We start from the raw sequence: 20,726 nt of genomic DNA, 5'->3' as shown, positions 1-20,726 counted from the left end.
ATGGGCGAGCACATTCGGAATCGACACCTCTCGGAGGATCGGGACCTCGAGTATCCGCCCATCCCCGAGGCGCTGACCGTCGGTGTGTACGACAACCACACGCACCTGGAGATCGCCGACGGCGTGAACCCGATGGAATACCGCGAGCACCTCGATCGAGCGTCGAGCGTCGGCGTACGCGGTGTGGTGCAGGTGGGTGGCGACCTCGAGACGAGTCGCTGGTCGGCCGAGATCGCCGCTCACGAGCCGCGGGTGCTCGCCGCCGTCGCGATCCACCCGAACGAGGCGCCGCGCTACGAAGCAGCCGGTGAACTGGATGCGGCTCTCGCCGAAATCGACGAGCTTGCGGCCCGACCGCGGGTGCGGGCCATCGGGGAAACCGGGCTCGACTTCTTCAGAACCGACGAGAGCGGACGGGCGTCGCAGCACAAGTCCTTCGAGGCGCACATCGAGATCGCGAAGAAGCACAACCTCGCGCTGCAGATCCACGATCGCGACGCTCATGACGCCGTGGTCGAGACGCTCCTGCGCGTCGGAGCCCCCGAACGCACCGTCTTCCACTGCTTCAGCGGCGACGCGGACCTCGCTCGCGTGGCCGCCGACAACGGCTGGTACCTGTCGTTCTCCGGCACCGTCACGTTCAAGAACGCCGACAACCTGCGCGAGGCCCTCGAGGTGATTCCGCGCCACCTGCTGCTCGTCGAGACCGACGCCCCCTACCTCACGCCGACTCCCTTCCGTGGCCGGCCGAACTCCCCGTACCTCATCCCGTACACGCTGCGGGCGATGGCGAAGCACCTCGAGACCGACGTCTCGATGCTCGCCGCGCAGATCTCGTCGACCACCGAGTTCGTCTACGGACTCTGGGATGCGGAGCCCGTCACGGAACCGGTCTTCTCTTATGACCGTATTGTCGACTGAGTGAAACCTAAGAAACTCCTCGGGCCGGCCGAGATCCGGGATCTCGCCGCCCTGCTCGACATCCAGCCCACGAAGAAGCTCGGGCAGAACTTCGTCATCGACGCGAATACGGTGCGCAAGATCGTCGCAACGGCCGGCGTCGTCGGGTCGGAGACCGTCGTCGAGGTGGGGCCGGGGCTGGGGTCTCTGACCCTCGGGCTGCTCGAGACCGGGGCATCCGTCGTAGCAGTGGAGATCGACGAGCGCCTCGCCACCCAGCTGCCGCTCACCGTCGAGCTCATGCAGCCCGGCGCGAAACTCACTGTGATCACCGCTGACGCGCTGCGTATCCCTGCGCTTCCGGATGTGCCGAGCGTGCTCGTCGCCAACCTGCCGTACAACGTCTCCGTGCCCGTCCTGCTGCACTTCCTCGAGCACTTCGACTCGCTGAAGCGCGGACTCGTCATGGTGCAGGCCGAGGTGGGGGAGCGCGTTGCCGCAGCCCCCGGATCCAAGGTCTACGGCTCCCCGAGCGCCAAGGCCGCCTGGTACGGCACCTGGCGCACGGCGGGCAAGGTCAGTCGCCAGGTGTTCTGGCCGGTGCCGAACGTGGACTCGATCCTCGTCGGATTCGACCGGCACGAGCAGCCCGGCACCGAGGCCGAGCGGCTCGCCACCTTCGCCATCATCGACGCCGCGTTCCAGCAGCGACGCAAGATGCTGCGCCAGGCTCTCGCCGAACTGTTGGGCGGTTCAGCGACGGCATCCGCCCGCATCGAGGCGGCCGGCCTGCCGCCGACAGCCCGCGGCGAGGAGCTCAGCGTGCTCGACTTCCTGGCGATCGCGCGCACCGCCTGAGGCGGGAGCCTACCCGCTGCGGAGGGTGTCCCAGACCGTCTACGTCACTCGGCTAAGGTGTGATTCATGACCGTCGCGACTGCTTCTCCCGTCGTGCACGCCAGAGCGCCGGGCAAGATCAATGTGTTCCTCAAAGTGGGTGCCCTGCTGGAGGACGGCTACCACGATGTGGCCATCGCCTACCAGGCGGTCTCCCTCTACGAGGATGTGCGTGCGAGCCACGCGGACGACTTCTCGGTGGTCACCACGGGCACCGTCGACATCTCGCGGGTGCCGAGCGATGGATCCAACATCGCCATCAAGGCGGCCCGTCTCCTCGCCCGAATGACCGGGTACCGCGGCGGTGTGCATCTCGAGATCGACAAGCACGTTCCGGTGACCGGTGGCATGGGCGGCGGTTCGGCGGATGCAGCAGCCACCCTTCTGGCCTGTGACGCTCTCTGGGGCACCCAGGTTCCCCGCGAACAGATGCTCGACCTCGCCGCCCAGCTCGGCGCCGACGTTCCCTTCGCCCTCACCGGAGGCACGGCCATCGGTACCGGCCGCGGTGACCAGCTCAGCCCGGCCCTCGCGAAGGGGCAGTACCAGTGGGTGCTTGCCCTCGCCGACTTCGGGCTTTCCACGCCCGCCGTGTACAGCGAGCTCGACACCCACCGTGACCGCCACGCGCAGGACATCTTCCCGGCAACGGTCGCGCCGACCGTCGACTCGAACGTGCTGCAGGCGCTGCGCGCGGGCGACCCGCACATGCTCGCCGAGACGCTCTACAACGACCTCCAGGCTCCCGCGCTGCACCTGCAGCCCTCGCTCGCGGCCGTGCTCGAACTGGGTGAGCAGAATGGCGCACTCGCCGGCATCGTCTCCGGCTCGGGGCCGACCGTGGCCTTCCTCGCCGCCGACCTGGACAGCGCGCTCGAGCTGCAGATAGCCCTCTCCGCTGCGCGGCTCACGGTCGTGCGAGCGACCGGTCCGGTGCACGGCGCGCGCCTGGTCACGTCGTAGGGCTTCCTCACCGCTTGCGGACGTATTATTCGAGGATGAACCCGCGCGCGATAACCCTGTGGGCCGCGCTCGTCGGCGTGGTCTCCGCCGTTGTGGCACTTGCCGTGGCCGAAGCCGTCGCCCTACTGGTCGCCCCGAGCAGCGCCCCGCTCTTCGCGGTCGGCTCCTTCGTGATCGACATCGTGCCGCCGTGGGTGAAGGATGCCGCGATCGCCCTGTTCGGCACAGCCGACAAGGTCGCCCTGCTCGTGGTGCTGGGCGTCGTGGTGATCGCCCTCGCGTGCGCTGCGGGCATCGTCGAGTACCGCCGCCCACCGTGGGGCAAGGTGATCCTGCTTGCTGTGATCGCCGTCGCGCTCCTGGCCGTGCTGACCCGCGCCGAGTCGACCGCAATCTGGTCCGCCCCGACCCTTGCTGGGCTGCTCGCCGGTGGGCTCACCCTGCACCGCGTGACCCGTCGCCTGCATCGCTGGGAGGAGTCCTCGCCCGAACTGCCCCTCGGCGGACCGGACGAGACGACGCGCGGGCGCATCGACCGCCGCGGTTTCCTCACGATGGTCGTGGCGGTTGCGGGTGCCTCCGCGGTCGTCGGAATCGGCGCGCGCATGGTCAACGCGAGTGTCACGGCCGTCACCGCCATCCGAGAGGCCGTCACCCTGCCGAAGCCGGCCGTGGTCGCCCCCGGGGTTCCCGCGGGCGCAGAGCTCGGCCTCCCGGGCCTCAGCCCCGTGATCTCCGACAACGAGGGCTTCTACCGCATCGACACCGCCATCCAGGTGCCCTCCGTCGAGACCGCCGACTGGAAGCTGCGCATCACCGGCATGGTCGAGAACGAGATCGAGGTCACGTGGGATGAGCTGCTCGCTCTTCCGATGATCGAGACCTACGTGACGCTCATGTGCGTCTCGAACGAGGTGGGCGGCACCCTCGTCGGCAACGCGAAGTGGCTCGGCTACCCGATCCACAACCTGCTGGCGCGCGCGAAGCCGCTGGCCGGCGCCGACATGGTGCTCTCCACGAGCATCGACGGCTGGACGGCCGGCACGCCCCTCGAGGTGCTGCAGGACCAGGACCGCGACAGCATCCTTGCGGTCGGGATGAACGGCGAACCACTTCCCCTCGAGCACGGCTTCCCCGTGCGCATGGTGGTTCCCGGCCTCTACGGCTACGTCTCGGCCACCAAGTGGGTGACGGAATTGCGAGTGACGCGGTTCGACGACGAGAACGCCTACTGGACGAACCGGGGGTGGAGTGCTCTCGGGCCCGTCAAGACGTCATCCCGAATCGACGTGCCGCGCGACGGTCGCAGGATCACCGCAGGGACCGTTCCGATCGCGGGCGTCGCCTGGGCCCAGCACACCGGCATCGACGGCGTGGAGGTGCGCGTCGACGGCGGACCGTGGCTGGCCGCGAAACTCGCGACCGCGATCTCGGCCGACACCTGGGTGCAGTGGGTGTACGAGTGGGACGCGACGCCGGGCCAGCACGAGATCCAGGCACGGGCGACCGATTCCAGTGGCGGGGCGCAGAGCGGAGACGACTCGATCGGGGTGGTCCCGAACGGTGCCGAAGGCTGGCACACCGTGTCGGTCAGCGTGAGCTAGCGGCGCTCGAACCGCAGCACGTTGAGGTCGGCCATCGTCTCGCTCGAGACGAGGCGGAAGCCCTCGGCCTCGAGGAACTCCGTGGTCGCCGGGCGGCGATCCCGCGTGATGCTTGTGATCAGGTAGGTGACTTCCGCGCCGTCGAGCCGGTCGAGATGCTCGGCGAGCTTGCCGCGCTTCTCCCACAGGCGGTACGACTCGGCGGCCGGCGTCTCGAGCGTGACATCCACCGTGCCCTCGAATGCGGCGGGGTAGGCATAGGAGACGACGCGGGCCGTCGCGAGTGGGTGGCGCTTGAGATTGCCCCAGATGATCGCGGTGGTGGTGCCCGGCGCATCCAGTGCCCGCTCGGCGCCGACGGTGTCGGCAACCATCGACCACGCGGTGTTCTGCTTCGCCTCGACCTCTCGCAGCTCGCCGAGCTGCGGAATCGCGAGACCCAGGAGCGCCGCGATGGCGAGCACCGCGAGGCGACGTCGCGGGAGCCAGTCGATTGCGGCGCCGATCGTCAATGCCACGAACGGCATCGTCAGGGCGACATAGCGCGGTGAGTACAGGTCCATGTCGGTAAAAGCGGTGATGCCGAGCAGGATGATACTCGGCACCACCAGTACGGGGAGCAGCACGGCGGCGAGCGAACGGCTCGCGGCGGTGCGCAGGAGGGCGACGGCGCCCACGGCGAGCAGGATCCAGCCGACCCAGGCGAACGGTTCACTGTCGAAGAAGAACTGCTTGACGAACACGTAGTCGAGGGTGCGCTTGGAGATCTCGGGGATCCACTGCACCTGCGCGGCCTGGCTGCGCACGAACAGGATGAACGGCGACAGCACGAGCGTCGCGGACCCCGCTGCGATCACCCAGTCGCGCAGCACCGTGCCACGAAGGGCCGGCGGGCGACGCAGCCACCACACGGCCATCGTGATGGCGTGGGCGACGACGACGAGGGCGACGTAGACGAACAGCACGCAGGAGAAGACGACCACGACCGCGTAGACGATCCAGAGGCGGGTGCTGGGGCGACTGACGGCCCGCACGAGCAGCAGGGTCACGAGCACGGCCAGCGCCGTGGAGAGGGCGAACGAGCGGCCCTCGCCGCCCATCCAGATCGTGCGGGGCAGGATGGCGAAGACGAGGCCGGCGATCACGCCGAGCGTGGGGCGGCGGAACTCGCGGGCGAGCAGCACGATCAGTGCGGCGGCGGCTCCCACGGCGATGGCGCTCGGGGCGCGCAGGGCCAGGGGCGAGTAGCCGACCAGTTCGAAGACCGCGTGGATGATGAAGTAGTAGAGCGCGTGGACGGCATCCACTGTCTGCAGCATGTCCCAGAGCTGGGCCCAGCTACGTGTCGTCGCGGTGACGGTGGCCGCCTCGTCGTACCAGAGGGACGGGCGGGTGATGCCGATCAGCGAGACGAGGAGCGCGACGGCTCCGACCGTGAGCGGGGCGAAGGCCCGGTGACGGGATACCGCATCCAGCACCTCGATGGGGGTGCGACGGGACGGGGTGACGATGGGGATGGAACGTGTCTCACGCTCGAGCAGGCCGGTCATGTCGGACCCTTTCGTTGCGTGAGGCGGATGTGAAGCGGAGGAGACGCACTATTCGAGGCTAAGTGACGAAAGGCCCGCTCCACGTATGCGGAGCGGGCCTCTCAGGCAATGGTGCAGATTACGCTGCGGCCTTTGCGGTGATCTTCGCGATGCCGACGACCAGCTGGTCGGTGACTGCGTCGGTGCCGTAGGTCTCGTTGAGGAGAGCTGCAGCGTCCGGGCTGATCAGAACCGTGGTGCCCTCGAGCACTGCGTTGCCGTCAGCGTCTTCGGCCAGCGGGTTCAGCGTGGTGCCGTCGAGGTTGAAGAGGTAGACGTCGTTGCCGACGAGCTCTCCGTTGGCCTCAACCGTTGCGAACAGCTGCGACGTTCCCGGGTCGATGCGGAAGTCGGTCAGGTCAACCTTGATCGTTCCGTTGTCGAGCGAGATACCCGAGCCGTCGTGCTCGATGGAACCCTGGACGTAGGGACGGTAGTCCTCGGCCGGGTCGTAGTAGTCAACGTTTCCACCGGTGATCGGGAAGGCGAGGACGCCCTCTGCGCTCAGCGTTGCGTCGCCGATGACTCCGGGGGTGAGGCCGAGCGAGGTGATTGCTTCGAGGAAGCCTGCGTCGAGCGTGACCTGGGTGTCAACACCGGCGAGCTCGGGGATCGAGGCCAGGGGCGTCGGGTCTGCCTCAGCGGCGGGAGCGTCGGGGGTGTCGGTCTCGGTGTCGGCCGGAGTCGAGCAGCCGGCGAGGCCGACAACCAGAAGGCTTGCGGCGGCGATACCGATGGAGAGCTTGTGGAACTTACGCATGATGTTCATCCTTTGTGAAGTGGTGACTGTCGGTGGTGATGGAGGTTCGCCGCCACCCCACAAAGGGTTTGGTGCAATGTAGCTCTGTTACCGTTTTGTTACCAAACCGGATTGTTCCGAATGTGCCCCGATGCCAGTAAACCATTGGGGTCGGAGGCGATAAACGGTGACCAATCCGACTATCAGGATTGCCCCAATCATGCTCCAGCGGGCCACATCCACGGTGGGAAGCAGCAGGCGGGCGGTCAGTGCGAGGGGCACCGCGAGCCACTCCCAGCGTCCCGACATGGCCACCATCGGCACCAGCAGCAGGGCGTACCAGGGGTAGCGCGGGGTGACCGCCATCAGCACAACGCCGATCATGATGGTCTGGCCCAGCCACGGGTTGGTCGGATCGGTTTTCCACCAGACGAGCGCCGCCGTCACCGCGACGATGAGGCCCACGATGATGACGCCGGCGATCCCGTCGGCGAACCAGGAGAACAACACGAACCGGTCGCCCGACTCGTAACCCTCCTCGCTGAGGTAACCGGGCAGGTAGCCGAGCACGCTCGGCCCGCTCGCGATCACATAGGGAACGTAGAGAACGGCGAAGGCCGCGATCGACCCGACGATGACCTTCCAGCCCTGTCCGCGCAGCAGGGCGGGCGCACCGATCACCGGGATGAGCTTCGCGGCGATCGCGGCACCGAGTGCGATACCGCCCCGCCAGCGTCGTCCCTGCGACACGAGCACTGTCGCGACGACGAGCAGGAACGCTCCCACGATGTCGATATGCGAGTTCGTCACCGCCTCGGTCGCTACGAGCGGGCACCACGCCCAGAGCGCGGCCCAGCGCACGTCGAGCTCGCGCCGGCGCAGCTCTCGCACGAGCAGCGCCGTCATCGCGATGCTGAGCAGGGCGCCGAGCGCCTGCATCGGCCAGTATTCGGCATCCGGGCTCACCAGCGCCCGCACGCCCGCGAACACCAGCTCGCTCGTCGGCGGGTAGATGGTCGGCACCGGCGCGCGATTGAGAGCCGTGCAGAGGATGTCGCCGGTACCTACCTCTGTGGAGGTGAGAATACGCGACCCCACACACTCGAGCTCGCCGTCCGCGCCGGTGACCGGTGCGGGGAACAGCCACTCGGGCCGCAGCCCCTCCAGTGCCGGGTCGGCGGGCACGTACTCATAGGGCGAGTGCCCGGCGTTCTGCACGATGCCGTCCCACGCGTAGCGCGCCGAGTCCGTGCTCGTGTTCGGAGGCCCGAACATGGCGGCACCCGAGATAGCGATCGATCCGGTGATGATGAGGATGACGGCCGCGCGCGCGGGTACTGCCCGCAGCGCGAGCACGGCGAGGGCGAACACGATCCAGAGCCCGGCTGTGACGTAGACGATGGGTGCGACATCCCCCTTCTTCTCGTCATAGAAGGGGAGGAGGGTCACCGAGAGCGCCGTGCCGACCGCGAGGGCGGCGACGAGGATCCCTGTCAGGAAGGTGCGCACACTTCCTATACTGTCGGAATCGCCCTCGGTTCCGAATAGCCTGAGAGACAGCACGACGAACGAGGGGCGTAACCGGATGATCGCGTGGCGAGTGCAGAAGCTCCTCCACCAGATCCGCAGCGCGCTCGCGGCTCCCTCCCGTAACGCCCGTACGGCCGTCGTCATCGGCCGCCTGCTCGGGCTCGCCTTCCTGATCTGCTTCGGTACGGGAATCTTCAGCCACTTCCTGCAGGAGCCGCTGCCCTGGATGGTGTTCCCGACCAGGCCGATCTTTATCTACCAAGTGAGCCAGGGCATCCACATCACGGCCGGCATCCTGTGCTTCCCGCTGTTGTTCGCGAAGCTGTACTCGATCTTCCCCGAGCTGTTCCAGACGCCGCCGATCCGCTCCTTCCCGCAGTTTCTCGAACGCGCCTCGATTGCCGTCTTCGTCTCCACCTCGATCGTGCAGATCGTCACCGGTCTTCTGAACACATACCAGTGGTACGCGCTGTTCCCCTTCCCGTTCCGCCAGACGCACTACGCGCTGTCGTTCGTGATCATCGGCTCGCTCGCGATCCACATCGCCGTGAAGCTGCCCACGATCCAGAAGTACTGGCGCCGCAAGGACAACGTCGACGAGAAGGGTGCGCTCGTCGTGCACCAGGAGTATGTCGACCAGCCCTCGCCCGGATCCGACGTGCCGAGCCGCGGCCTCACCGGCAAGCTCTTCAGGTGGATCGACGAGAACCCCGAGCCGGCACCCGAGACCAACCGACGCGGCTTCCTCGTCATCGTCGGCATCGCCAGCGCCGCCGTGGTGACCTTCACCGCCGGACAGTCCTTCCGGGTGCTCGACGTCGCCAACATCTTCGGCCCGCGCAAGAACGGCATCGGACCGAACGCGCTGCCCGTGAACCGCACGGCCAAGGCGGCGAAGGTGACCGAGACAGCAGTCGCGGCGAGCTGGGTGCTGAGCATGGTGAACGGCGACGTCATCCGCACCTTCACGCGCGAGGAGCTGCACAAGCTGCCGCAGTACGAGGTCGAGCTGCCGATCGCCTGCGTCGAGGGCTGGAGCCAGATGGCGAGTTGGAAGGGGCCGCGCCTGCGCGACCTCGTCGCTGCCGTCGACGGCAAGGCAGGCACGAGCATTCGCGCCACGAGTCTGGAGCAGGACAGCAACTATGCGGTGATGGACATGCCACCGGAGTACGTACAGGACGAACTGACCCTCGTCGCCCTCGAACTCAACGGCGAGGAACTCGACCTCGACCACGGCTACCCCGCCCGCATGATCGCCCCCGGACGCCCCGGTGTGCTGCAGACCAAGTGGCTCAGCAGAATCGAGATGACCTAGTGAGCTCCACCCGGAAGATCCAGATCGCCCTCATCGTGGTGGGGGTCGGGCTGCTCGCGGTCGGCGGCCTCACGCTGCTCGATGACGTCAACCCCAAGCGCTACCTCGGCCTGGCCACCTGGTTGCTCGGCGCGCTCATCGTTCACGACGGCATCATCGCGCCCACCGTGTTCGCGATCGTGCTGCTGTTCCGCCGGGCGAGCAAGAGTGTGCCGGTCGTGCTGCTGCTGATCGTGCAGGGTGCGCTCGTCGTCGGCTCGATCATCGTGCTGATCGTGGTGCCCGAGATTCTCAAGAAGGCCATCGGCTCCGCCAACGCGACACTGCTGCCGCTGGACTACACACTGAACCTCGTGCTGTTCCTCGCGGTGCTCGCCGTGCTCACGGCCGGAGCGGCCGGCGCCTACCTCGCGCTGAGGCGGCAGAAGGCGCGTTCGCCGCTGACCCAGGACTGACGAAGCTCGAGCCCGTGGCGGGCACCGAGTTCGACGATCGCGTCGAGTCCGATCTCGGCCCACGGGAACGACTCGCTCTCGCCTCCGCGCGTGTCGAGAAGCGTGGCGGTGAACTGGATGTCCCGGCTCTTGTCGGAGTGCAGCTCGACCACGAGGTCGCCGGTGGGCGTCAGAAGCTGGGTACAGCGCTCGAGGAGCGCCGAGACATCCCCACCGATGCCGACGTTGCCGTCGACGAGCAGAGCCGTCTGCCACTCGCCCTCGCGGGGGACCGCCTCGAAGATGGAGCCGTGCAGTACGTCGAGCCCGGCCTCGCGGGCGATCTCGATGGCCGTCGCGGAGACGTCGATGCCGAGCACCTCGAGTCCGACGTCGCGCGCGGCGCGCACCATACGTCCGGGGCCGCAGCCGATGTCGAGAAGTGGCCCGGTCGCGGCGCGCAGCAGGCTGAGATCCGCGTCGTCCGCCTCGGCGTTCCACCGCGAGACGTCCATGGTGGTGCGGGTCAGCAGGGAGCCCTGCGACTCCTGCTTGACCAGGGTCACCGGGGCGTTGCCGCGTAGGGCGTTCGCGTAGGGCTCGTCCCCGCCGGAGCCGAAGGTCGGCTGGGTCGGGTAGGTGGAGTCGTCGTAGCTGGTCACGAGAGCTGCCCGAATCCCGCCAGCGTTGCAGCGAAGGTTCCGTCGGGTGCGATGCGCGCCACCTCGCGCGCGGAGATGATCGTGTCGACATCGGTGAGGGTCGGCAGCAGGGACACCCTGAGGCCGGCATCCGCGAGTCTTTGCTGCTGGATAGCGCCCGTGTCATCCCGCGACATCGGAACGCCGCGAATCAGGTCACCGCGCGGGTCGGCCATGCCGAGCGCCCAGAAGCCGCCGTCGTGCGCCGGGCCGTAGAAGGCGTCGACGTCATCGGGCCAGGCGTCGAATGCCGGGGCGAGGTCGGAGGCGCGAACCTGCGGGGTGTCCATGCCGATGAGCAGCGTCGGGCCGTCGCTCGCGTCGAAGATCGCCGCGAGTCGCTCGTCGAGGGTGCCTGAAGGTTGAGGTGTCATTTCGTAGGGTTCGGAGCCGAGGGGCTGCCGGTTGCCATCGAAGAAGAGAATTCTGCGAGTTGCCTGCAGATCGGCCATCGCGGTGAAGGTATCGGCGAGTGCGGCGGCCGCGACGACCGCTGCCTGCTCGAGGGAGAGCGGCGGATGCAGCCGCGTCTTGACCCGGCCGGCGATGGTTTCCTTGGCGATGATGATGAGCGTGGTCACGACGTCACTCCCGTGCGGCGGCTGCGCTCCTCCGCGAGCAGACGGGACATGTCGGTCACGGCGGTGATGGTTCCGCGCACCGTGCCGGTCACCTTCGAGCGGCCGACCCGCGGCGCGTACGGGGCGTCGATCTCCCGGATGCGCCAGCCCGCCGAATTCGCGCGCAGCACCATCTCGAGCGGGTAGCCGCTGCGGCGATCCTGCAGGTCGAGGGAGAGCAGCGCCTCGCGCTTCGCTGCGCGCATCGGACCGAGGTCGTGCAGGTCGAGCTTCGTCGCCCTGCGCATGAGAAAAGCGAGGCTGCGGTTGGCAATACGGGCGTGCAGGGGCCAGGCGGAACGGGTCGTGGGGCGGCGGCGGCCGAGCACCAGGTCGACCTCTCCGGCGGCCACCGGGTCGACGACGAGCGGCAGGTCGCGGGTGTCCATCGAGGCATCCGCGTCGCAGAAGGCGACGATGGGCGCGGTCGCGGCGAGCAGGCCCGCGTGGGCCGCGGATCCGAAGCCGCGGCGTTCTTCGGTCACGACAAGAGCGCCCAGGCTGCGGGCTACCTCGGCGGAGTCATCGGTGGACCCGTTGTCGACGACGATCGCGCGGTACCCCTCGGGAAGGCGGGCGAGGATCCACGGCAGAGCGCGTGCCTCGTTGAGACACGGCAGAACGATGTCTACGCGTGCGTCGGATGTCCCCATCCCAAAACCCTATCCGCCGAATGTGACCGTCTTGTGTCAGCCGCCGGGCTGCACCGCGGCGCGCAGGGGTGCGGTCGCGAACTCGCGCATCCCGTCATCGAAGCTCACGGTGGGTGACCAGCCGAGTTCGGTGCGCAGGCGCTCGGACGACGCCGTGATGTGCCGCACGTCGCCGAGGCGGAACTCGCCGGTCACAACGGGCGGCAGTCCTCCGGCGTGCTCGCTGAGCGCCGTCGCGAGGTCGCCGATGGTGTGCACAACGCCGCTGCCCACGTTGAAGGCGCGCGAGTAGCCGGGAGCGGTGGTCGCCGTGTGGTCGAGGGCTGCCAGATTGGCCGATGCCACGTCCCGCACGTGCACGAAGTCGCGCCTTTGGGCGCCGTCCTCGAACACGCGCGGTGCCTCGCCGCGTTCGACGGCCGACCGGAACAGGGAGGCGACTCCGGCGTAGGGAGTGTTCTGCGGCATGCCGGGCCCGTACACGTTGTGGTACCGCAGGGCGGCCACGCTGCCGCCGGTGGACCGCGCCCACGAGGTGGCCAGGTACTCCTGGGTGAGCTTGGTGATGGCGTAGACGTTGCGTGGGTCGAGCGGGAAGGTCTCGTCGATGAGCTCGGGCTCGAGTGGCTCGCCGTCGGTGCCGAGCGGATCGAATCGCCCCGCCTCGAGGTCGGCCGCGGTGCGAGCGGGGGGCTGCGTGACGCCGTTCGGGCCGCGGTAGGCGCCCTCGCCGTAGACGACCATCGAGCTCGCGAGCACGAGGCGTCGCACGCCGGCGTCGGCCATGGCGGTGAGCAGCACGGCCGTTCCGAGGTCGTTGGAGGCCACATAGTCGACGGTGTCGGACATGTCGACGCCGAGCCCCACCTTCGCGGCCTGGTGGCAGACCACGGTGACGCCCGCGAGGGCACTCGCCACGACCTCGGCGTCGCGCACGTCGCCCTCGACGAAGTCGACGCGGGGGTCGGGTTTCGCAGAGTCGCCGTGCACGTCCGCACGCAGCGAGTCCAGCACGCGCACCGTCTCGCCGCGCTCGAGTGCCGCCTCGACGATCGTGCCGCCGATGAATCCGGCGCCGCCGGTGATGAGCAGGGTCACTTCACGCTCCGGCCGAGTACCGTCGCGACCTCCGTGGGGCTGATGAGCTCGCGCGGTGCGAAGTCGGCGGGCAGCGCGCGGATGATCTCCTCGATCGCGGCGACGATGCGCGGCTGGGCCTCGGCGAGGCGGGCGAAGACGAGTTCTGCGCTGACCTCTTCTTCGCCTCCCGCCGCGGGCGCAAGGCCGGCGTCGCTGTCCGTCACGAACGCGAGGGTGACCGTCGCGATGTTGAGCTCGGCGGCGAGCGGCACCTCGGGGTAGAGCGTCATGTTGACGAGATGGGCACCCGCCGCGCGGAACCACAGCGATTCGGCGCGCGTCGAGAACCGCGGGCCCTGGATGACGACGACCGTGCCGGAGTGCACAACGGCATCGCCGAGCGCCCCGGCCGCGATCCGCAGCAGCGTCGGATCAAAGGGGTCGGCCGCCGCAAGGTGCTGCACCGAACCCTCGTCGTAGAAAGTGTCGGCGCGACCCGAGGTGCGGTCGATGAACTGATCGACGAGCGCAAGGGTTCCCGGCGGGTAGTCCGGGCTCACGCCTCCGACGGCGGCGCTGGAAAGGATGACCCTCACGCCGAGCGAGGCGAGCGCCCAGATGTTGGCGCGGTAGTTGATGAGGTGCGGAGCCGCAGAGTGGTCGACACCGTGGCGGGTCAGGAACGCCACCCGACGCCCGGCGAGCTGCCCGAGCGTGACGAGGGCCGGACCGTACGGGGTCTCGATGCGTTGCTGCTCGCTCTCGGCGGGATCGAACAGCGTGTAGAGGCCGGAGCCGCCGATAACAGCCAGTGAAACGTCAGTCATGCCTCAAGCATGCCGCATGCGCAACTCGGCCGGGCCGACGCTCAGGGTGCCGTCGCTCAGCGGTTCGCAGCGCATGCCGCCGCGGCCGCGCAGCGCCTGGAAGGCTCCGGGTGCGAGCGTGACGTTCATCCACGCGCACGGATTCGCCGGGCGGTTAGCCACGAAGGAGACGGGGCCGGATCCCGAGTCGAGGGTGAAGATGCTGCCGCCCATCTCGTCGATCGGCATACCGCGCACGATGATGTTGCGCCGCGTGTTCTCGGCGAGTGGGTGTTCGAGCAGCCCCAGGGAGTCCTGCACCCAGTCCAGCGATTCGGCGGCCATGATCGTGACCGAGGCCTGGCGGTGCGCGCGCTGCCCGAAGTAGCGGTCGCCCACCACACCGAGCCCGGCGCGCAACTGGATGCTCTCGAACACCTCCCGCGTAGTGGCCGGCAGCGGTCCGTCTCCGGGGCGTCCCTCGTAGCGGTGCGTGGGGGAGGAGAGCAGCAGCTCGATCGTCACCTCGCTCGCCTGCCCCATGCACTCAACGGTAAGCCCCAGACGGTAGTCTCGAACCTCTATGGCACACCTTCTTGGCGCTGAAGCGCTGCACCTCGAATACCCGACCCGCGTGATCTTCGACAAGGTCACGATCGGCCTCGACGAGGGCGACCGCATCGGCATCGTCGGCCGCAATGGCGACGGCAAGTCCACGCTGCTCAAGCTGCTCTCCGGTCTGCTCGAACCCGACTCCGGCCGTGTCACGCGCCGCAACGGCGTCACCATGGCCGTGCTCGACCAGGCCGACAACCTCGACGACGACCGCACCGTGCACCAGACCATCATCGGTGACATCGACGAGCACGTCTGGGCGGGCGACCCCCAGGTGCGCGACGTGATCGCCGGGCTCGCGAGCGACATCCCTTGGGAGGCCAAGGTCAGCGACCTCTCCGGTGGCCAGCGCCGCCGGGTTGCGCTCGCCGCGCTGCTCATTGGCGACCACGACATCATCTTCCTCGATGAGCCCACCAACCACCTCGACGTCGAGGGCATCACCTGGCTCGCGGGTCACCTCAAGCGCCGCTGGTCGACGAACGCGGGCGCCCTCGTGGTCGTCACTCACGACCGGTGGTTCCTCGACGAGATCTGCACCGCCACGTGGGAGGTGCACGACCGCCTCATCGAGCCCTTCGAGGGCGGCTACGCGGCGTACATCCTGCAGCGCGTCGAGCGCGACCAGATGGCCGCGACCATGGAGTCGAAGCGCCAGAACCTCATGAAGAAGGAGCTGGCCTGGTTGCGTCGCGGAGCTCCGGCCCGCACCGCGAAGCCCAAGTTCCGCATCGATGCGGCGAACGAGCTCATCGCGAATGAGCCGCCGGTGCGCGACTCCGTGAGCCTCGCGAGCATGGCCATGCAGAGACTCGGCAAAGACGTTGTCGATCTCGAAGACGTGACCGTCACCTATCCGCCGAGCGGCACGAGCGCCGTGCCGAAGACGGTGCTCAAGGACGTGACCTGGCGTATTGCGCCGGGCGAGCGCACGGGCATCCTCGGAGTCAATGGCGCCGGTAAGAGCACGCTGCTCAGCCTGGTCGCGGGAAGCCTGCTGCCGACCGAGGGCCGGGTGAAGCGCGGCAAGACGATCAAGGTCTCCACCCTCACCCAGCAGCTCGCCGAGCTCGAGGACGTCTGGAACGACCGCGTGAGCGAGGTCATCGGACGCCACAAGAGCACCTACGTCGCCGGTGGCAAGGAGATGACCCCGACACAGATGCTCGAGCGGGTCGGCTTCCAGAGCGCGCAGCTCTCCACGCCGGTCAAGGACCTCTCGGGTGGCCAGAAGCGCCGCCTGCAGCTGCTGCTCATCCTGCTCAGCGAGCCGAACGTGCTGATCCTCGACGAGCCCACCAACGACCTCGACACCGACATGCTCGCCGCCATCGAAGACCTGCTCGACACCTACCCGGGCACGCTGCTCGTCGTGAGCCACGACCGGTACCTTCTCGAGCGGGTCACCGACCAGCAGTACGCGGTCATGGACGGCGGGTTCACGCACCTTCCGCGCGGCGTCGACCAGTACCTCGAACTGCGCGCGAAGCAGCAGGCCGGGCAGACCACGGTCGCCAAGACCACCGGACCGGGGGATGCCGCGGCACCCGTCAAGAAGACGCCGTCGCTCGGCGGCGCCGAGTTGCGCAACGCGCAGAAGGAGTTCGCGGCCGCCGGTCGCAAGCTCGAGAAGCTTGCCGCAGAGATCGCCGCGCTGCACGAGTCCCTCGCGGTGCACGACCAGTCCGACTACACCGGGCTTGGCGCGATCACGACGCAGGTCTCCGACCGCCAGGCGCAGATCGCGACCCTCGAACTGCGCTGGCTCGAACTCGACGAACTGCTGAACTGACCGGGCCAGTAGGCTTCCTCGGGTGTCTGCCTCTTATCTAGCCGGTCTCGGCGTCTTCCTGCCGGAGCGCACGCGCTCGACGAAGCAGACGGAGCTCGATCTGCGCGCGGGCAACCCGACGCTCAAGCTCGCGACGGGGCTGATCCACCGACTGACCGGTGTGGAGAGCGTTCATATCCGGGAGGAGGACTGGCAGACCTCCGACCTCGCGCTCGCCGCGGCCCGCACGGCCCTCGAGGAGTCGCCAGGCCCCATCGACCTCGTGATCTTCGCGAGCGCCAGCCAGGACCTCATCGAACCCGCGACCAGCCACATCCTCGCCGCGAAGCTCGGCTTCGACTGCCCGGTCATGGACGTCAAGAACGCCTGCAACAGCATGCTCAACGGCATCCAGGTCGCCGACGCGCTCATCGCCTCCGGCCAGTACCGGCGTGTGCTGGTCGCGAGCGGCGAGGCTCCGACGAGTGGCGTGCGCTGGCAGCTGGCCGACCACAACCAGTTCATCCGCTCGTTCCCCGGCTACACGATGAGCGATGGCGGTGCGGCCGTCATCCTCGAAAAATCCGATCGAGAGGATGCCACAGCTCCCGGCATCGTCGACTCGGAGTTTCTCGCCGTCTCGAAGCACTGGGACATCGGTACCCTGCCTACCGGCGGTTCGGTGAACCCGCGTGGAGGGGACGACTCGTTCTTTGACATGGACGGCGCCGGCCTCCAGGCCGCGTTCCTCGAACTCGGACCGCAGCCGGTCATGGACCTGCTCGAGCGCAACGGCCTCGGCTGGGACGACTTCGATCTGGTCGCGATCCACCAGGTCGCGCTGCCGTACCTGCCGCCGATCTTCGAGCGGCTCGGCGTCGCCGGCGACAAGTCGGTCGTGATCGTGGCCGAGCACGGCAACCTCGCCTCGGTCGGGCTGCCGCTGCAGTTGCAGCTCGCGCGCGAGCAGGGCAAGGTCGGGCCGGGCAGCCTTGTGCTGCTCATCGGGCTCGCGGGCGGCATCAGCCTCGGGCTCATGGTGGTGCGGCTGTGACACGTCTTGCTATCGCCGTCCCCGTCTTCAACGAGTCGAAGTGGATTCGTCCGACCCTCGACGCGCTCGCCGGGCAGGACGACAAGGACTTCGACGTCGTGTTCGTCGACAACAACTCTTCGGATGACTCCCGCCAGGTGATCGAGGAGTACGCGCGGTCGCACGGCTTCGAGCGCTGGCGCGTCATCGACGAGCCGGTCAAGGGCACCGGGGCCGCGGCCGACACCGGCATGCGCGCCGCGATCGCCGCGGGGGCCACGCTGCTCGCTCGCACCGACGCCGACTGCCTGCCCCGCAGGGACTGGACCGCCAAGGTGCGCGCCGCACTGACAACCGATGGGCTGCGACTCGTCGGCGGCGAGCTCGTGCCGCGCCATGACGAGGGTCTCTCCGCCTGGACGCGTGGCACGCTGCGCGGCGCCGTCTATCTTGCCGAGGCCTTCGGGCGCGTGCGCAAGGCCAACCAGCGCCCGGGAGACCAGGGTCCGTACATGATGGCCGCGGGCTGCAACATGGCGATCACGTCCGAGCTGTACGAACTCGCCGGCGGTTTTCCGCGCACGAAGATCGAGGACCTGCACGAGGATCGCGCGCTCGTCAACGCCGTTCGCCTGATCACCGGCCAGTACGCTCGCCGTCGCGACGTCGTCGTCTACGGCTCGTCACGCCGGGTGCAGGCGTGGGGGCTTAAGAACACGCTGCTGTGGTACAAGGATCACCAGTACCGTCCCGATCACGTGGATATCCGATGACCACGACGCCTCATGCAACAGCAATGCTCTGGGAGGAGCGCGTGATGCGTGCGGCGCATCCCGTGGCCTATCGCGCACTGAAGGCGGCGAAGAAGCCGGTGCTGCGGGTGCCTGGGCTGGGTGTGCTCGTGACAAACGCGACCCTGCTGCGCGGGGTGCTGATGGACACCGAGCACTTCTCCAAGAAGGGTCCGGGCGCGTCGAGCGAGCTGTGGACGCCGATCCTCGGACCGAGCCTGCTGCTCAACATGGACGGCGCCGACCACATGACCCTGCGCCGCAAGCTCGGGCCGCTGTTCTCGCCGAGCTACGTCGACGCCCTTGCTGCCGCCTCGCTGACCGACGCCGTCGCGAGTCTCGGTGAGCGCCTCCGTGCCGGTGAAGCGGTCGACGTCGTCGCCGAGGTGCGTCGCTGCGCGAGCCTGATGATCGGGCAGCTCGTGGGTGTGCCCGTCGAGATGCTGGATGACGACCTCTTCGCCCGCGTCTCCGCGATCACCGGTTTTGTGAAGCTCTCGAAGCCGCGCTTCACTCCCGCCCAGGTCGAGATCGCGCGCGCCGTGCTCGGCGAGCTCACCGCGCACTCCGTGGTCGCCTACCGGGAAGGCGGCACCGACACCGTGCCCGGCCGGATGCGCGAACTCGGTCTCACCGAGGACGAGGCCATGGGCGCCGTCGGTGCGTTCGTCATGGTCGGCACCGAGACGCTCGTCTCCTATATCCCGCGCCTGGTCGCCGTGCTCGTCGACAGCGGCTGGTTCCCGCAACTCGCTGCGGATCCCTCGCTGGTCGAGCCGGCGATCGCCGAGGGGCTGCGGGTCACCACGCCCTCACCCGTGATGCTGCGCTCGGTGGTCGGGGCGGCAGCCATCGGCCCGGTCGCGGTGCGAACGGGGGAGCGGGTCATCCTCGCCACTTTTGCGGCAAATCGCGCGCTCGGCCCGTTCGATCCGTCGACGAATGTGGCCTCGACGATGCGGCAGCTGTGGTTCGGCGCCGGCACCCACTTCTGCCTGGGGGCGCCGCTCGCGATGGCGCAGATACGGCTCGTGACCGACGCGCTGCTGTCGGCCGGCGACGTTCGAATCGTGTCGCGCACCGCGTCGCGCGGCGTGATGATCCCGTCGTACTCGACGCTCGTGGTCCAAAAGAAATGAGCGTCGATCTCCTCGTCGCCGTACTCGAGGCCGCCGAGCGCACCCCGGCAGCCCCGGCGATCTCCTCGGGACGCGTGACCCTGACGTACGAGGAGCTGCGCCGTCGCATCCTCGCCGTCGCTGGTGGGCTGCAGGCCGAGGGCTTCGAGCCCGGCGACCGTGTGCTGTTCTCGGTGCGCCCCAACCTCGACGGCATCGCCCTTGCCCTCGGGGTGATCGTCGCGGGCGGCACGATCGTGTTCGCGGATCCGGGTGCTGGCGAAGCGATGTTCCGCGCACGCGCCGAGTTGGCCGCCCCGCGCTGGGTTGCTGCCGAGTCGCTGCTCTACCTCGCCTCGACCGCACCGCTGCGCCCGATCGCGCGTCGCCGCGGCCTCGAGCTGCCGCCCTATTCGTGGGTGGTTCCGGATGCCCGGCACATCCTCGCCGGACGCTGGCTGCCCGGCGTGCCGCGCGGTGCACTGCGGCTCTCGGCGCTTCTCGACGCCGCCCCCGGTCGTCTCGTGGGTGACCCCGCCGCGGAGGCGCTGATCATCTTCACGTCCGGAACAACCGCCGACCCGAAGGCCGTGGTGCACTCGCGCCTCTCACTCGGAACGGGCCTCGCCGGGTACTCGCAGCACGTGCGGTTCGTGGAAGGCGAGCGGGTCGTGACCGACCAGCTGATGATCGGCATCCCGGCCCTGATCGCCGGCGCGCACTGGCTGCTGCCGCCGCACGGCGCGAATCCGGGCGCGCAGCCCGACGCCTACCTTGACCTGCTGCCCGGGGCCGACGTGCTGTTCGCGGTGCCTGCAGCGCTCGACGCGATCCTCACGCAGCTTCTCGCGAAACCGGAGAAGACGCCCTCGCTGCGGGCCGTGCTGCTCGGCGGAGCGCCGGTGCTGCGTCCGCTGCTCGACCGCGTCGCCGCGCAACTGCCGGGCACCCAGGTGCTGGCCATCTACGGGATGACGGAGATGCTGCCCGTCGCGATCGCCGATGGCGCTGACAAGCTCGCGTTCGACGAGCCCGGGGACTACGTGGGGGAGCTGCTGCCCTCGGTATCGGCCCGCATCGACGACTCGGGCGAGCTGGTGCTCTCGGGGGACGGCCTCGCGCTCGGGTATCTCGGCAAGGAGCCGCTCTCCGAATTGCGATCGGGCGATCTCGGCCGGATCGTCGACGGTCGACTGATTCTCTCCGGGCGAAGCAAGGACATGTTCATCCGGGGTGTGACCAACGTCTACCCGGGGCTGTACGAACCGGTTATCGCCGGGCTTCCTGGGGTGTCGGATGTCGCGATGATCGGGGTGCCGAACGAGTTCGGCGACGACGCGATCGTGCTCGTGGTCGTGCCGCTCGAGCCGGTCGCGGGGCTGTCCCGTTCCCATCCGCTGGTCGACTCGCTCGCGAAGGCGCTGCCCGGGCTGATCGATGCCGCGGTGCTGCCGGACACCATCCTCGTCATCGACGCCGTGCCGCGATCCGGACGCGGCCGCAAGCTCGACCGCGCCGCGCTCACCTCTCTCGTTACAGCCTTCCTGTCATGAGGATGGCAAGC

At 68.6% G+C, this 20,726-nt stretch carries 20 protein-coding genes; 11 read left to right on the top strand and 9 right to left on the bottom strand.

Features of this window, described 5'->3' with window-relative positions:
- The 4 genes from EYE40_RS08825 (at position 1) to EYE40_RS08810 (ending at position 4,364) form a co-directional block, all read left to right on the top strand.
- Positions 1-921, top strand: coding sequence for a TatD family hydrolase (locus tag EYE40_RS08825; RefSeq protein ID WP_130981594.1), 921 nt, complete (start codon positions 1-3; stop codon positions 919-921).
- Positions 922-1,758 carry a 16S rRNA (adenine(1518)-N(6)/adenine(1519)-N(6))-dimethyltransferase RsmA gene (rsmA, locus tag EYE40_RS08820; RefSeq protein WP_130981593.1) on the top strand — a complete coding sequence of 279 codons (837 nt, stop codon included), beginning with the start codon at positions 922-924 and terminating at the stop codon, positions 1,756-1,758.
- A 66-nt stretch (positions 1,759-1,824) separates the two neighbouring features.
- A complete protein-coding gene (locus EYE40_RS08815; protein ID WP_130981592.1) occupies positions 1,825-2,760 on the top strand; it encodes a 4-(cytidine 5'-diphospho)-2-C-methyl-D-erythritol kinase in 936 nt (311 codons plus the stop codon).
- A 35-nt stretch (positions 2,761-2,795) separates the two neighbouring features.
- Positions 2,796-4,364 (top strand): molybdopterin-dependent oxidoreductase, encoded by a 1,569-nt coding sequence (locus EYE40_RS08810; RefSeq protein ID WP_130981591.1) that lies wholly within the window; start codon positions 2,796-2,798, stop codon positions 4,362-4,364.
- On the opposite strand, the gene EYE40_RS08805 is transcribed toward EYE40_RS08810, so the two are convergent.
- From EYE40_RS08805 to EYE40_RS08795, 3 genes are all read right to left on the bottom strand, one after another.
- Positions 4,361-5,914 carry a glycosyltransferase family 39 protein gene (locus EYE40_RS08805; RefSeq protein WP_130981590.1) on the bottom strand — a complete coding sequence of 518 codons (1,554 nt, stop codon included), beginning with the start codon at positions 5,912-5,914 and terminating at the stop codon, positions 4,361-4,363. The genes EYE40_RS08810 and EYE40_RS08805 overlap by 4 nt on opposite strands.
- Positions 5,915-6,032: 118 nt before the next feature.
- Entirely contained in the window at positions 6,033-6,713 is a 681-nt protein-coding gene (locus EYE40_RS08800) for a hypothetical protein (protein ID WP_130981589.1), read from the bottom strand.
- A gap of 87 nt (positions 6,714-6,800) precedes the next feature.
- Positions 6,801-8,201, bottom strand: a complete 1,401-nt coding sequence (locus EYE40_RS08795) for a glycosyltransferase family 87 protein (protein WP_130981588.1) — start codon at positions 8,199-8,201, stop codon at positions 6,801-6,803.
- A 76-nt stretch (positions 8,202-8,277) separates the two neighbouring features.
- Between EYE40_RS08795 and EYE40_RS08790 the strand changes: the two genes are divergently transcribed.
- Positions 8,278-9,540 carry a molybdopterin-dependent oxidoreductase gene (locus EYE40_RS08790; protein WP_240034773.1) on the top strand — a complete coding sequence of 421 codons (1,263 nt, stop codon included), beginning with the start codon at positions 8,278-8,280 and terminating at the stop codon, positions 9,538-9,540.
- The gene (locus EYE40_RS08785) at positions 9,540-9,995 is read left to right on the top strand and encodes a hypothetical protein (protein ID WP_130981587.1); all 456 of its coding nucleotides are present in this window, start codon (positions 9,540-9,542) and stop codon (positions 9,993-9,995) included. Before EYE40_RS08790 ends, EYE40_RS08785 begins: the two co-directional genes overlap by 1 nt.
- Here EYE40_RS08785 and EYE40_RS08780 read toward each other — a convergent pair.
- The 6 genes from EYE40_RS08780 to EYE40_RS08755 are packed head-to-tail and all read right to left on the bottom strand — an operon-like array spanning position 9,944 to position 14,377.
- Positions 9,944-10,636 (bottom strand): class I SAM-dependent methyltransferase, encoded by a 693-nt coding sequence (locus EYE40_RS08780; protein WP_130981586.1) that lies wholly within the window; start codon positions 10,634-10,636, stop codon positions 9,944-9,946. The two genes, EYE40_RS08785 and EYE40_RS08780, sit on opposite strands and share 52 nt — an antisense overlap.
- Positions 10,633-11,256, bottom strand: a complete 624-nt coding sequence (locus tag EYE40_RS08775) for a TIGR04282 family arsenosugar biosynthesis glycosyltransferase (protein ID WP_130981585.1) — start codon at positions 11,254-11,256, stop codon at positions 10,633-10,635. The genes EYE40_RS08780 and EYE40_RS08775 overlap by 4 nt, the downstream gene beginning before the upstream one ends.
- Positions 11,253-11,948: a glycosyltransferase family 2 protein gene (locus EYE40_RS08770; RefSeq protein WP_130981584.1), complete on the bottom strand. Its 696-nt coding sequence runs from the start codon at positions 11,946-11,948 to the stop codon at positions 11,253-11,255. Before EYE40_RS08770 ends, EYE40_RS08775 begins: the two co-directional genes overlap by 4 nt.
- 36 nt (positions 11,949-11,984) lie before the next feature.
- Positions 11,985-13,046, bottom strand: a complete 1,062-nt coding sequence (locus EYE40_RS08765; protein WP_130981583.1) for an NAD-dependent epimerase/dehydratase family protein — start codon at positions 13,044-13,046, stop codon at positions 11,985-11,987.
- Entirely contained in the window at positions 13,043-13,855 is an 813-nt protein-coding gene (locus tag EYE40_RS08760; RefSeq protein ID WP_130981582.1) for an MTAP family purine nucleoside phosphorylase, read from the bottom strand. The genes EYE40_RS08765 and EYE40_RS08760 overlap by 4 nt, the downstream gene beginning before the upstream one ends.
- Positions 13,856-13,858: 3 nt before the next feature.
- Entirely contained in the window at positions 13,859-14,377 is a 519-nt protein-coding gene (locus EYE40_RS08755) for an MOSC domain-containing protein (protein WP_130981581.1), read from the bottom strand.
- A gap of 40 nt (positions 14,378-14,417) precedes the next feature.
- Here EYE40_RS08755 and EYE40_RS08750 point away from each other — a divergent pair, with 40 nt between their 5' ends.
- Genes EYE40_RS08750 through EYE40_RS08730 form a run of 5 tightly spaced genes read left to right on the top strand, consistent with a single transcriptional unit; the run spans position 14,418 to position 20,715 of the window.
- Complete coding sequence (locus EYE40_RS08750) at positions 14,418-16,241, top strand: ABC-F family ATP-binding cassette domain-containing protein (RefSeq protein ID WP_130981580.1); 1,824 nt, start codon at positions 14,418-14,420, stop codon at positions 16,239-16,241.
- 22 nt (positions 16,242-16,263) lie between these two features.
- A complete protein-coding gene (locus EYE40_RS08745; protein WP_130981579.1) occupies positions 16,264-17,274 on the top strand; it encodes a 3-oxoacyl-ACP synthase III family protein in 1,011 nt (336 codons plus the stop codon).
- Positions 17,271-18,026 (top strand): glycosyltransferase family 2 protein, encoded by a 756-nt coding sequence (locus EYE40_RS08740; protein ID WP_130981578.1) that lies wholly within the window; start codon positions 17,271-17,273, stop codon positions 18,024-18,026. The genes EYE40_RS08745 and EYE40_RS08740 overlap by 4 nt, the downstream gene beginning before the upstream one ends.
- Positions 18,023-19,183, top strand: coding sequence for a cytochrome P450 (locus EYE40_RS08735; protein WP_204742232.1), 1,161 nt, complete (start codon positions 18,023-18,025; stop codon positions 19,181-19,183). The genes EYE40_RS08740 and EYE40_RS08735 overlap by 4 nt, the downstream gene beginning before the upstream one ends.
- Positions 19,180-20,715 carry a class I adenylate-forming enzyme family protein gene (locus EYE40_RS08730; protein ID WP_130981577.1) on the top strand — a complete coding sequence of 512 codons (1,536 nt, stop codon included), beginning with the start codon at positions 19,180-19,182 and terminating at the stop codon, positions 20,713-20,715. Before EYE40_RS08735 ends, EYE40_RS08730 begins: the two co-directional genes overlap by 4 nt.
- Positions 20,716-20,726 lie beyond the last annotated feature (11 nt).

The sequence above is a fragment of the Glaciihabitans arcticus genome, assembly GCF_004310685.1.
Lineage (GTDB): Bacteria > Actinomycetota > Actinomycetes > Actinomycetales > Microbacteriaceae > Conyzicola > Conyzicola arctica.
Note: the sequence above shows the minus strand (reverse complement) of the source record. Positions and strands in the feature narration are given on the sequence as shown.

Coding starts and splice junctions, on each gene's coding strand:
- EYE40_RS08750 (WP_130981580.1), top strand. CDS start 14,418: ATGGCACACCTTCTTGGCGCTGAAGCGCTGCACCTCGAATACCCGACC.
- EYE40_RS08730 (WP_130981577.1), top strand. CDS start 19,180: ATGAGCGTCGATCTCCTCGTCGCCGTACTCGAGGCCGCCGAGCGCACC.
- EYE40_RS08790 (WP_240034773.1), top strand. CDS start 8,278: ATGATCGCGTGGCGAGTGCAGAAGCTCCTCCACCAGATCCGCAGCGCG.
- EYE40_RS08800 (WP_130981589.1), bottom strand. CDS start 6,713: ATGCGTAAGTTCCACAAGCTCTCCATCGGTATCGCCGCCGCAAGCCTT.
- EYE40_RS08760 (WP_130981582.1), bottom strand. CDS start 13,855: ATGACTGACGTTTCACTGGCTGTTATCGGCGGCTCCGGCCTCTACACG.
- EYE40_RS08770 (WP_130981584.1), bottom strand. CDS start 11,948: ATGGGGACATCCGACGCACGCGTAGACATCGTTCTGCCGTGTCTCAAC.
- EYE40_RS08735 (WP_204742232.1), top strand. CDS start 18,023: ATGACCACGACGCCTCATGCAACAGCAATGCTCTGGGAGGAGCGCGTG.
- EYE40_RS08825 (WP_130981594.1), top strand. CDS start 1: ATGGGCGAGCACATTCGGAATCGACACCTCTCGGAGGATCGGGACCTC.
- EYE40_RS08815 (WP_130981592.1), top strand. CDS start 1,825: ATGACCGTCGCGACTGCTTCTCCCGTCGTGCACGCCAGAGCGCCGGGC.
- EYE40_RS08805 (WP_130981590.1), bottom strand. CDS start 5,914: ATGACCGGCCTGCTCGAGCGTGAGACACGTTCCATCCCCATCGTCACC.
- EYE40_RS08755 (WP_130981581.1), bottom strand. CDS start 14,377: ATGGGGCAGGCGAGCGAGGTGACGATCGAGCTGCTGCTCTCCTCCCCC.
- EYE40_RS08810 (WP_130981591.1), top strand. CDS start 2,796: ATGAACCCGCGCGCGATAACCCTGTGGGCCGCGCTCGTCGGCGTGGTC.